The sequence below is a fragment of the Liquorilactobacillus vini DSM 20605 genome, assembly GCF_000255495.1.
Classification (GTDB): Bacteria; Bacillota; Bacilli; order Lactobacillales; family Lactobacillaceae; genus Liquorilactobacillus; species Liquorilactobacillus vini.
In genome coordinates this window covers 1-11,957 of sequence record NZ_AHYZ01000100.1, presented here as the reverse complement: position 1 = coordinate 11,957, position 11,957 = coordinate 1, and the positions used below count along the sequence as shown (strand labels likewise).

Annotated in this window: 9 protein-coding genes and 1 pseudogene; 4 read left to right on the top strand and 6 right to left on the bottom strand. The window is 39.5% G+C overall.

Annotated elements, in window-relative coordinates:
- Positions 1–44 precede the first annotated feature (44 nt).
- From argF to argC, 5 genes are read right to left on the bottom strand one after another with little or no spacing between them, the layout of a single operon-like run.
- On the bottom strand, positions 45–1,064 hold the full coding sequence (argF, locus tag ON15_RS06305; RefSeq protein WP_010580644.1) for an ornithine carbamoyltransferase: 1,020 nt from the start codon (positions 1,062–1,064) through the stop codon (positions 45–47).
- Between the two features lie 10 nt (positions 1,065–1,074).
- Positions 1,075–2,226, bottom strand: a complete 1,152-nt coding sequence (locus ON15_RS06300; protein ID WP_010580643.1) for an acetylornithine transaminase — start codon at positions 2,224–2,226, stop codon at positions 1,075–1,077.
- Between the two features lie 21 nt (positions 2,227–2,247).
- Positions 2,248–2,976, bottom strand: a complete 729-nt coding sequence (argB, locus tag ON15_RS06295; RefSeq protein ID WP_010580642.1) for an acetylglutamate kinase — start codon at positions 2,974–2,976, stop codon at positions 2,248–2,250.
- A gap of 23 nt (positions 2,977–2,999) precedes the next feature.
- Complete coding sequence (gene argJ / locus ON15_RS06290) at positions 3,000–4,202, bottom strand: bifunctional glutamate N-acetyltransferase/amino-acid acetyltransferase ArgJ (protein ID WP_010580641.1); 1,203 nt, start codon at positions 4,200–4,202, stop codon at positions 3,000–3,002.
- Positions 4,203–4,217: 15 nt separating this feature from the next.
- Complete coding sequence (gene argC, locus ON15_RS06285; RefSeq protein WP_010580640.1) at positions 4,218–5,252, bottom strand: N-acetyl-gamma-glutamyl-phosphate reductase; 1,035 nt, start codon at positions 5,250–5,252, stop codon at positions 4,218–4,220.
- A 492-nt stretch (positions 5,253–5,744) separates the two neighbouring features.
- Between argC and ON15_RS06280 the strand changes: the two genes are divergently transcribed.
- Positions 5,745–6,536, top strand: coding sequence for a DUF1003 domain-containing protein (locus ON15_RS06280; protein ID WP_010580639.1), 792 nt, complete (start codon positions 5,745–5,747; stop codon positions 6,534–6,536).
- Between the two features lie 103 nt (positions 6,537–6,639).
- On the opposite strand, the gene ON15_RS06275 is transcribed toward ON15_RS06280, so the two are convergent.
- The gene (locus tag ON15_RS06275) at positions 6,640–7,176 is read right to left on the bottom strand and encodes a 5-formyltetrahydrofolate cyclo-ligase (protein WP_010580638.1); all 537 of its coding nucleotides are present in this window, start codon (positions 7,174–7,176) and stop codon (positions 6,640–6,642) included.
- A 128-nt stretch (positions 7,177–7,304) separates the two neighbouring features.
- Between ON15_RS06275 and ON15_RS06270 the strand changes: the two genes are divergently transcribed.
- From ON15_RS06270 to ON15_RS06260, 3 genes and pseudogenes are all read left to right on the top strand, one after another.
- Positions 7,305–7,961: an endonuclease III domain-containing protein gene (locus ON15_RS06270; protein ID WP_010580637.1), complete on the top strand. Its 657-nt coding sequence runs from the start codon at positions 7,305–7,307 to the stop codon at positions 7,959–7,961.
- 96 nt (positions 7,962–8,057) lie between these two features.
- Positions 8,058–10,587, top strand: a pseudogene (locus ON15_RS06265) (M1 family metallopeptidase).
- 389 nt (positions 10,588–10,976) lie between these two features.
- Positions 10,977–11,957: ABC transporter ATP-binding protein (locus tag ON15_RS06260; RefSeq protein WP_010580634.1), on the top strand; the 981-nt coding region annotated here is incomplete at its 3' end.

Here is an 11,957-nt window from a genome sequence, read left to right as displayed (position 1 = left end):
TTAATCAAAAAACCAGCTCTGAATCTGCAGAGCTGGTTTTTAGGCTATTTAAATAATGCATCAGGGATGAACAAATTTCCCAGAGTTGCTGCCATAATTGCTTTGATCGCCGGCATTCGGTTGGCTCCTTCCTGGAAAACCAGGGATCGCGAGCTTTGAAAGACTTCATCAGTAATTTCCAGTGCACTTAATTCATAATCTGCCATAAATTGTTTGCCCACACTGGTTTGTAGATTATGAAACGCTGGTAAACAATGTAAAACGACGGTTCCTTCCTTGCCAGTCGCCGCTAGTAACTGTTGATTAATCTGGTAAGGCAAAAGTGCATCGATTCGTTGATGATAATCAACTTTTTCACCCATTGAAACCCAAACATCAGTATAAATAGCGTCTGCACTAGTAACAGCTGCTTGTGGATTAGTGGTAATTAACAATTGGGCGCCGCTTTGTTGCGCCGCTTGTTGGGCGAGTGCAATTACATCTTTTGCTGGCTGCAAATCAGCCGGTGCACCAATTTGCACGTTAACGCCAAGAATTGCCCCGGTGACTAGTAAACTATTGGCAACATTATTGCGGCCATCACCAACGTAAGCCAAGGTCAGCCCCTTTAATTTGCCAAAGTGTTCTTTTAGTGTCATGAAATCAGCAATCATTTGTGTCGGATGCCATTTATCAGTTAAACCATTCCAAACCGGAACACCACTGTATTTAGCTAAAGCTTCAACATTTGCTTGCTTAAACCCACGGAACTCAATGCCGTCGAACATGCTGCCAAGGATTTTTGCGGTATCAGCGACTGATTCTTTGCTGCCTAGTTGAATATCAGCTTTACCGAGAAATTCGGGATGAGCACCTAGGTCAACAGCGGCGACAGTGAAAGCTGACCTGGTCCGGGTCGAAGATTTTTCAAAGAGCAAGGCAATGTTTTTACCTTCAAGATAATGATGCGGAAGATGTTTTTGCTTGAGTGCTTTTAAATGGATTGCAAAATCTATCAGATAATTCAATTCAGTAGCGCTAAATTTGCTTTCCTGTAAAAAAGATTTGCCATAAAAATGATTCATTTGCTGCCTCCTATTTCAAAACGGTCATTTGTTCGAGAACTTGTTTTATTTGATTGATGCCAGTCATGATCTCTGAACCAGTAATAACTAATGGTGGCAAGAGCCGGAGTGTATTTCCGCGTGATGAGAGCGTCAAGACCCCTGCTTGCTGAAGTTGAGCAATTACTTGGCCAACCGGAATTTTTGGATCAAGATGAATGCCAATCATTAATCCATGACCAGTGATTGCTTCGACCATCGGCAGGACAGCAATTTCTTTTTGCAGGTAATACCAACAAAAGTCAGCTTTTTGGGTGACATTGTCTAAAAACTTTTGGTCCATGATTTGCAAAACTTCAGCGGCTGAAGCCATCGCTAAAGGATTGCCGCCAAAGGTTGAACCATGGCTGCCGGGACCAAAAGCAGCTGCCAGTTTTTCTTTGCCAATCATTGCTCCAACTGGAATACCATTCGCTAACCCCTTGGCTAAAGTCATAATATCTGGATCAAGATCAAATAATTGGTAAGAAAACAATTTGCCAGTCCGGCCCATTCCAGTTTGAACTTCATCGATAATCAGTAAAACTCCATTTTCATGGCATTTCTTTTCAACAGCTTTAAGCCATTTACCGTCAGCAGCCACTAACCCGCCTTCACCTTGGATAACTTCTAAAATGACTGCTGCCAAATCAGTTGTAATTGCATTTAATGAAGCAAAATCATTATATTTTGCAAATTCGAAATCTGGGACCAAGGGGCCGAAGCCAGCTTTAATAGCTGAATTGTCAGTTGCAGAAAGTGCTCCATAAGTCCGACCATGGAATGAATGGTCAAAAGCTAGAATTTTAGTTTTGCCGGTGGCTTTTCGAGCCAGTTTAAGTGCAGCTTCATTGGCTTCAGTCCCAGAGTTGCAGAAGAATACTTTCTTATCAGTGCCTTGAATTAAGGCCGTAGCAACTTTTTCTTGCAGTGAGCTTTGATAAAGATTGGAAGTATGCCAGACCAGATCAAGTTGCTTTTGAACAGCTTGTTTAATTATGGGATGGTTATAGCCTAAATTGCAAACGCCGATGCCACTTGTTAAATCTAAGTATTTTTTTCCAGTTTCGTCAGTCAGAGTTACTCCTTGTCCACTGATAATTTCAAAATTAAATCTTTGATAGTTTGGGAAGAGTGCCGTCATTTTGAAAATCTCCTTTCTAGATTAAATGATCATTGTTCCAGTTGCTGATAATTGATTAGTGATTCGAACATGTTTGACACCAGCATTGGCAGCTTGAAAGGCCGCTGAAATTTTGGGCTGCATGCCAGTAGTAATGATTTTAGCAGCTTTTAATCTTTGAGCTTGAGCAATATTCAAAGTTGGTAAGACTTGATTGGCTTTTAAAACTCCCGGTACATCAGTCAGTAAGTAGAGTTCCTGAGCTTGCAACAAACTGGCAATGGCGGCAGCCGCACTGTCAGCATTGACATTCAGCCATTCATGCTCAGTTAAAGCTAATGGAGCTAATACCCCAATTTGTGTTGCTAAGAGTGGTGCTAAAAATTCTTCATTAACGGCAGTGATTTCTCCAACATAACTGTATTTTTCAAAATCAAGCAATTTGCCCACGATTAAATGGTGATCAGCAGCGTTTAAACCAATTGCCGGTAAGTGGTGTTTAAATAATTGCGTCAATAATTGCGGTTGAGTTTCCCCAAGTAGAACCATTTTTGTCAATTCAAGTGTGGTCAAATCAGTTATGCGGATGCCATTTTCTTTTTTAGCGGGGACGTGCAGCTGCTGACTTAAAGCGGTAATTTCACGGCCACCACCGTGAATGATCAAAACTTGATTCCCAACTTGTTGCCAATCAGCTAATTGCTGAAAAAAATCAGTCTGTAATTGTTCAGTGGCTCGGCCGCCAATTTTAACTACGATTAGATCTTTCATAACTTTCTCCTTTAGAATTGAACTTAAGTACTATACGAGGCATTGATTTTGACGTAATCATAAGTTAGGTCACAGCCCCAAGCTTGACCAGTGGCTGAACCTGCATGCAGATTTAAATCAATCACAATCCTAGCCTGTTGCAGGCTTCGACTGACAGCTTTTGGGTCAAAAGCAACTGGTTGGCTGTGTTTTAAAATCAATAGGTGGTTAAAAGCCAAATCGATATTTTTTGGGTCGAATTTAGCTGAAGTCATGCCTAGGGTGCTAATAATTCGCCCCCAATTTGGATCAGCTCCGAAAAAAGCAGCTTTGACTAAGTTTGAACCAACGATGGCTTTAGCGACTTGCTGTGCTTCATCAGTAGACGTCGCTGAATTAACGTTGACTTCCAACATTTTTGTTGCTCCTTCACCATCGCCAGCAATCTGTTGTGCTAGATAGGCTAGGACTTGATGCAAGGCAGCTTTAAAAATTTGCCAATTAGGATTAGCAACAGTCAATGGCAGATTTTGGGCTTGCCCGTTAGCTAAAACTAAAATCATATCATTAGTTGAAGTATCGCCATCGACAGTGATTTGGTTGAAGGTCTTGCCAGTCAATTCTTGCAATAATGGCTGTAAGGTATTTGGAGCAAGAGCAACGTCAGTGACAACGAAGCCAAGCATGGTTGCCATGTTAGGTGCAATCATTCCGGAACCTTTTGCAAAACCACTAAGTGTACACAATTGCTCGCCAATTTTGAATTGTAAGCTGATACGTTTGGGATGAGTATCGGTAGTCAAAATTGCTTCAGTTACTTTAGTGTTTGCTGCCGTTTTCAACTGCCTAATACCATCTGAAATTTTTCCCATTGGCAGTTGAGCACCGATCAAACCAGTTGAAGCAACGCCAACTAAATCTGGCTTGATTGCTAATTTCTCAGCAATTAATTTTCTTTCGGTCAAGACATTGGCTTCACCGTTTTTGCCAGTGCAAGAATTAGCAATGGCGCTATTAGCAACTACTGCTTGCAGTTGATGATGGTGACTGACTAATTGTTTAGTTAAAGCAGTTGGAGCAGCACAGAAACGATTAGTTGTATACATGCCAGCAGCTTGAGCAGGATTGGTTGAATAGAACCAGCCAAAATCTAACTTTTGGGGATCAGGTTTTAAACCGATATGAATTCCGTCAGCTTTAAAACCAATCGGCCAGCGAAAAGCTATTTGTTGAATATTTTCTTTCATTTTTTAAGACTCCTTTTAAGGGAAGACTGGGAATTGTGGCAAACCGGTTTCTTCAGGGAAACCCCACATTAAATTAAAATTCTGTACGGCTTGTCCAGCTGCTCCTTTGACCAAATTATCAATAACTGAAACAACTGTTAAAACATTGGCAGCAGGATTATAGCCATAGCCGATATCACAGAAATTAGAACCAACGACCGCTTTTAAATCCGGCAGTTGCTGATTTCGCCAGCGAACAAAGGGGGAATTTTGATACTGTGCTTGAAAAGCGGCCGTTACTTGCCGGCGGGTTACCCCTGATCGGAGTTTGACATAAATTGTTGCCATCAGACCGCGAGTTACCGGAATTAAAGTTGTTGAAAACTGAATTGGTTTAACAGCTGGATCCCATAATTTCAGTTGCTGCATGATTTCCGGAATATGTTGGTGAGCATTAAGCTTGTACAAGCTGATATTTTCATTGATAAAAGTGAAATGGCTGCTGGCACTCAGCTTTTTTCCAGAACCGGAAACTCCAGATTTAGCATCAACAATGATCGATTGCAAGTCAATCAAGTGTTCTAATAATAATGGTGCTAGGCCAAGCAAAGTTGCAGTAGCGTAACAACCAGGGTTAGCGATATAATGTCCAGAAATTGAATGATGGAACTCAGCGAGCCCATATTCAGCGTGGGTTAACTGCTCTTGCTTGGCAGCTGGTCGATGATACCATTTTTCATAGCTAGTTGGATCTTTTAACCGGAAATCCCCTGATAAATCAATAACTGGAAAATTATTTTTAATGAAAGGTTCAATTAACTGACTAGTAACTCCAGCTGGGGTCGCACAGAATAAACAATCAGTTTCCTGCATAACTTGGTTAGCTGAAAATGCTTCGATCGGATAATTTTCGGTTTTAAAAGCCGGAACTCGTTCGTTGAATAATGCAGCCGATTCATTGTTTCCTTGATGTCCGTATAATTTGATTTGTGTAACTTGCGGGTGCTGGCGTAATAAAGAATATAAAACAATTCCGCTATAACCTGTTGCCCCTAAAATTCCGATCCGCATTTGACCATCCCTCAAATTCATTTTTTTGAATAACAATTCATTGTGATTGTCATTAAATATAATACATCAGCTAAATAATTTCAATGGTTTTTTAATAAAAAATCGCAATTTTCTTATTAATGTGCATAATTATGCTTATATAACCTACAAACTGAATAAAAAATTCTATTTAGGGGTAAACGAAGCTATGAAATAATTGTATAAATAAAACATCATAGACTATAAAAGATAGTGATTTATTTTATAAAAGTAAGTGGTTTGCAAATTTCCAGACTATCTAGTTGACATAAAAGGATCTGAGGTATATAGTAAGACTTTAGCGGAGGGTAACTCCAAGAATCTTTAGGAAAGGTGGTGGGTTTTATGCCTGAACATCATATATCTTCAACAAGCGACGATGGTCCCGCGTGTGGTCAGAGTAGCGACGGGTATCTAGAACCCGCCTATTCAAACTGCACGAGATAATTAAATTCAACTGAGGTGTTTATCTCAATGAAGGATAATTTTGATCGTACAGTCAGCTGTCTAGCAGACCATAGAAAATATGATCTGGTCGACGGTGTGTTCCTAGGAGACTTGGATGGTCCTTTAAAGGCGTTGATTCGTCAGGATTTTCCAAAAGCGACAAATGATGACTTTATTTGTAGTGAGCATCTGGTTCATTATCGCTTGTTAAAGATGGATCAGATGATTGCCAAAGATTATCGACAAAACAAAAAGTTAAACCGAAAATTGACACGGGTAATGGAAAATGACACGTATCAAATGGTCGATGTTCGGGAGCAATTGGAAAACTCATTGACATTTGGTCAGAAAATTGCGGATGCTGTTGCTCACTTCGGGGGTAGCTGGCCGTTTATCATTTCATTTATTTCAGTAATGATACTTTGGATCGTAATCAACACATTTCATTGGTTCGGATTCAAGTTTGATCCATACCCTTTTATTTTGCTAAATCTATTTTTAAGTATGGTAGCAGCAATTCAGGCGCCATTAATCATGATGAGTCAGAATCGCGCTGCCGAATATGATCGGATGGAATCACGCAATGATTATCATGTAAATCTTAAATCAGAAGAAGAAATTCGAGTTTTGCATTCGAAGATTGATCATATGATTCAGCAAGATTCACCTAATTTATTGCAGATTCAAAAGATCCAAACTGAGATGTTAGGATCGATTGAGGCTCAAGTCGGGGAATTGCGTAAATTGCAGCAGGTACTCGACGAAAAGGTTATGGAGAGTCAAATAACTGAAAAAATTAATAATAAACAAGATAACTAACAGATGACTGTCTAAAAGAGGCTGAAGAAATAATTCCTTCAGCCTCTTAATTTATTTAGATAGAGAAACAATCGAACTAGCTTAGAAAAGCGGCTCCTTAGGCTTAGTGAAGGACTTTTTCAACTTTTTGGTCCCATTGATCAGGGATGATGCCACTGATCAATTGTTCTTTGAAAGCTAAAGCCAGGGTCTGGCCAGGGAAATTAGCTAAAAGTCGATCATAATAACCACCACCATAGCCAATTCGTGTCCCATCAAGCTGAAACCCAACTCCAGGAACTATTAGCAAATCAATTTCAGCTGGCTTGATCGCTTGATCGCTTGCTTGACTTGGTTCGAGAATCCCATAAGCACTTTTCTGTAATTTTTGTGGCTGATATTCAAACCAGAGCAGTTTTCTTTTGGGAGCAACTCGCGGTATCAAAACTTTTTTTGCTTGTTTATGAGCTTGCGTGATAATTGGCAACGTAGCTAACTCATGAGGCAGACTCATGGTAACCCCGAGGACTTTAGCTTTTTGCCAAACTGGATCAGCAAATAATTTTTGGTATAGCAGGGTTTCTTGGTGCTTTTTTTTAGCTGCCGGCAGGTTTTTCAATTGAGTTAGAAGCTGTTGACGCAGCTGCTGTTTATTAATCAAGAAAATCATCTCCTCACTTTGGCTTTTAGAAGTGCCTTTGACATTCAGTTTAACAAAAAGAACAAAGAAAAAACAGGTTACTAGTCGGTTAGCAATTAGACGTTACAAAGTATTTGAGGTGAAAGCAGTTGGCAGCAAGAACGACATTGATTACAGAAATTTACCAGATACTCTATAAAAAAATGGGCCCCCAAGGTTGGTGGCCTGCTGACAGTAAAGTCGAAATCTTGCTGGGAGCAATTTTAGTCCAGAATACAAATTGGAACAATGTTGCTCGTTCATTAACAAAATTACAGCAAGAAACCAATTTTTTACCAGAAAAGTTGCAGCAGCTTTCTTTGCCTCAGTTGCAATCATTAATCCGTCCCAGTGGCTTTTATCGCCAAAAGAGCCGCTCAATTGTGGCAGCGATTAATTGGTTGGCAGAAAATAAATGGGATTATCAAGCAATTGTTGATCAGTTTGGCGCCAAACTAAGATCACAATTACTAAATCTGCCGGGGATCGGGCAAGAAACAGCGGATGTTTTGCTGGTCTATGTCTTTGATCAAGTTGAATTCATTGCCGATCATTATACCCGCAAGCTATTTAATTATTTGGGTTATCAGGCCAATAGTTACCAACAATTGAAGCAACAGCTGAAATTGCCAGCAAACTTTACTTATCAAGACGCCCAAGAACTCCATGGACTATTAGACGAGTTTGGGAAAATATGGTTGAAAAACAAGTCGATCTTTGAAAATAGTTTTTTATTTCTGGAATTAAAAAAAATAAAATTTAATTAGCTGATTATTTTAATAAAACTATTAAAAAAGTAATTAATTTCAAATTAATTACTTACAGTTGTATAATGATTTTATTCGATAATTTAAGGAGATGTAATAATTAACATGGCGCATTTTTATGATTTATTTCAGCCGCAACATTATGATGTTTATCTAGCTATTGATCGCCAGGCCAAAACAATCACTGGAACAACCAAGATTACTGGCCAAGCTGGACAAACTAAGATTGCGATCAATCAAAAATATTTAAAAATCAATTCAGTTAAAGCTGATGGTCAGGAGCGACCATTTGAAATTGATGAAGCCGCAGAAGCAATCTGGATTACCCTAGACAAAATTGGCGAAACAAAATTAACGATTGCTTATAGTGCACCTTTAACTGATACAATGATGGGTATTTATCCATCTTATTATCAAGTTGAAGGGCAAAAGAAACAATTGATCGGGACACAGTTTGAATCAACAGCTGCTCGGCAGGCTTTTCCGTGTGTGGATGAGCCAGAAGCCAAAGCAACTTTTTCATTAGCCCTGAAGTTTGATGAACATCCCGGTGAGACAGTTTTAGCCAACATGCCAGAAACTAAAGCCGAAAATGGAATTCATTATTTTGCCGAGACTAAGCGGATGTCGACTTATTTAGTGGCGTTTGCCTTTGGTGAACTGCAGGCTAAAAAGCTAGGACCAAGAGCGGTGTTGAAATTGGAGTTTTTGCTACCAAAGCCCATCAAGCTAAGGAACTGGATTTTCCTTGGAGATTGCTAAAAAAGCAATTGAGTTTTATGAGGATTTTTATCAAACTCCCTATCCTTTGCCGCATTCTTGGCAATTGGCACTGCCGGACTTTTCAGCAGGTGCAATGGAAAATTGGGGCTTGGTAACTTATCGAGAAGCTTATTTACTGCTTGATCCTGATAATACTTCATTGCGGACCAAACAAGTCGTGGCGACAGTCATTACGCATGAGCTAGCTCACCAGTGGTTTGGTGATCTGGTAACGATGAAGTGGTGGGATGATCTGTGGTTGAATGAAAGCTTCGCCAACATGATGGAATATGTAGCTGTTGATGCAATCAAACCAGAATGGAATATTTGGGAACTATTCCAAGTTTCTGAAGCTCCTGCTGCTTTAAAACGTGATGCGATCGATGGAGTTCAATCAGTTCATGTACAAGTTGAAAATCCGGCTGAGATTGATTCGATTTTTGATGGTGCGATTGTTTATGCTAAGGGTTCGCGGATGCTGGTCATGGTTCGGTCCCTAATTGGTGATCCGGCTTTGCGATCGGGATTAAAGGCTTATTTTGCAGCGCATAAATATCAAAATGCTACCGGAGCTGATTTATGGCAAGCACTTGGTCAAGCAAGTGGGATGGATATCGGTCAGATTATGAATTCTTGGTTGGAACAGCCTGGTTATCCAGTCGTTTCAGCCAGTGTGACGAATGGTCATTTAAAATTGCAACAGCAGCAATTCTTTATTGGTGACGGCCAGGCGGTTGGTCGTCAGTGGCAGATACCGCTGAATAGCAATTACTCAGCTGTTCCTAAAATCTTAGCTGACCAGCAATTAGACTTAGGCGACTATGCTCAATTACGTCAACAAGCAGGCGAACCTTTCCGCTTGAATGTTGGCAATGATTCGCATTTCATTGTTAAATACGATGATCAGTTGCTGCAAGATATTTTAAGTCAGGTTTCACAGCTGGATAATATTTCTCAGATGCAATTGCTGCAGGATTTGAGTTTATTAGCTGAAGGTCAAGTGATCTCATATGCCAAAATTGTTCCATTGTTGGCGGACTTTGCTGACAGTCGTTCATCGCTAGTCATTTCAGCTTTGTACGGGGTTGCCGGTAAATTGAAAAAGTTTGTTGAACCTGATTCTAAGGAAGAACAAGCTTTACGGCAACTATATCAAAAACTAAGTTCCAAGCAGGCAAAGCGTTTGGGCTGGCAAGCGCAAAAGAATGAATCACTAGATGATCAATTGAGCCGTCCAACGATTTTAAGTGCTGCTTTGTATGCTAAAGATCCGGAAATAATGGCTACCGCTCATCAACTATTTCAAGCTAAGCGTAATGAGTTGATCCATTTACCTGCTGATATTCGTTTCCAAGTTCTACGCAATGAGGTTGAAAATTATGGCAGTTCAGAATTGACCGAAACTTTGTTGCAGGAATATCAACAAACGGCTGACGGCAGTTTTAAAGATGATTTGAGTATAGCTTTAGCATATGCCAATGACCCACAACAGTTGGAAAAATTGATTGCCAAATTCCAAGATGCCGATACGATTAAACCACAAGATCTGCGGTCGTGGTTCTACGGTGTATTAGCTAATCCGCATGGTGAGCAAGCAGCCTGGGATTGGTTACGGAAGCAGTGGGACTGGCTGGAAAAGAAAGTTGGCGGTGATATGGAATTTGCAACTTATATCACGGTAATTTCCAATGTCTTTAAAACTCGACAGCGGTTGGCAGAATTTAAGGATTTCTTTGAGCCTAAGCTGCAAACACCTGGTTTAACGCGGGAAATCAAAATGGATACGCGCACGATTGCTAGCCGAGTAACTTTGATTGAATCGCAGCGAGATGAAGTCAATGCTGCCATTACTGTGAGTCTTTAAAAATATTAATTTTATCTTAAGAAAGCTTTAGCTGATTAAAAAGCTCGCTGTTAATTATTACAGCTGGCTTTTTTATTTTTTTAATATTTTGGGCCGCTTTTTTTGGAATTAAAAGAATTTTGGATGTTAATTAAAATTAATTTCAAAATAATCAATAAGAATTTAAGCTTGATAGCAAAATTACTTTGTAATAAAATTTAATTTACTATTTTATGAGTAATTGATTTCTGTTTGACATCTAATTTTTAAATAATTATAATAAAAAGCAATTATTTTAATCTTAGAAATGAGGCTTAACTGTTAAAAAAGTGAACAGCAATAATAAAAAAGGGAACGAGCTTTTATTTGAGAATGAAAGTTGATTCTTTAATTGGAGATGAAGTTTCGCCATGACAAAAGAATTATTACTAGACGTTAAAGATTTGAATACTTCCTTTAGAATTGAGGGAAAATACTATCAAGCAGTTTCAAAAATTAATTTACAGGTTAAACGTGATGAGATTTTGGCTTTAGTAGGTGAGTCTGGCTGTGGGAAAAGTACCTTGGCTTCAGCTGTTATGGGTCTTCATGATCCAAGCATGACAAGAATTGAAGGACAGATCTTTTTTGAAGGTCAAGATTTGTTGAAGTTTAATGATGAGCAATATAACAAGGTCCGTGGAGCAAAAATTGGCATGATTTTTCAAGATCCCCTGTCTGCTCTTAATCCACTGAAAAAAATCAAAGATCAAATTACTGAAGTGATGGATTACCATACTAAGTTAAGTAGCGAGGAAAAAAATCAACGAGCACTCGAATTATTGCAACAAGTAGGAATTGATAACCCAAAGCGAACTGCCAAGCAATTTCCTCATGAATTATCAGGAGGAATGCGGCAGCGAGTAATTATTGCGATTGCGATTGCCTGCAAACCGGATTTATTGATTGCTGATGAGCCAACGACGGCTTTGGATGTAACGATTCAAGCGCAAATTCTGGATTTAATTAAGAAAATTCAACGTGAGAATCATAGTGGAATAATCTTAATTACCCATGATTTGGGAGTGGTTGCCGAAACAGCAGATGAAGTCGCAGTCATGTATGCTGGCCAAATCGTAGAAAAAGGCACCGTTGAACAAATCTTTGAGCATCCATTGCATCCTTATACTAGGTCACTTTTAAAATCAATGCCCCAAGTTGATAGTGAAAATGATGAACTATATGTTATTTCCGGCAATGTCCCATCTCTGCAGGAACTGCCGCAGATTGGTGATCGTTTTGCACCACGGATTCCGTGGATTCCAGCCAGTGCTCATGAAAAGCATCCAATCATGCACCAGGTTGAAGAAGGTCATCAAGTAAGGTGTACCTGCTATCAGAATTTTTATTTT

Coding starts and splice junctions, on each gene's coding strand:
- argF (WP_010580644.1), bottom strand. CDS start 1,064: ATGAATCATTTTTATGGCAAATCTTTTTTACAGGAAAGCAAATTTAGC.
- ON15_RS06300 (WP_010580643.1), bottom strand. CDS start 2,226: ATGACGGCACTCTTCCCAAACTATCAAAGATTTAATTTTGAAATTATC.
- argB (WP_010580642.1), bottom strand. CDS start 2,976: ATGAAAGATCTAATCGTAGTTAAAATTGGCGGCCGAGCCACTGAACAA.
- argJ (WP_010580641.1), bottom strand. CDS start 4,202: ATGAAAGAAAATATTCAACAAATAGCTTTTCGCTGGCCGATTGGTTTT.
- argC (WP_010580640.1), bottom strand. CDS start 5,252: ATGCGGATCGGAATTTTAGGGGCAACAGGTTATAGCGGAATTGTTTTA.
- ON15_RS06280 (WP_010580639.1), top strand. CDS start 5,745: ATGAAGGATAATTTTGATCGTACAGTCAGCTGTCTAGCAGACCATAGA.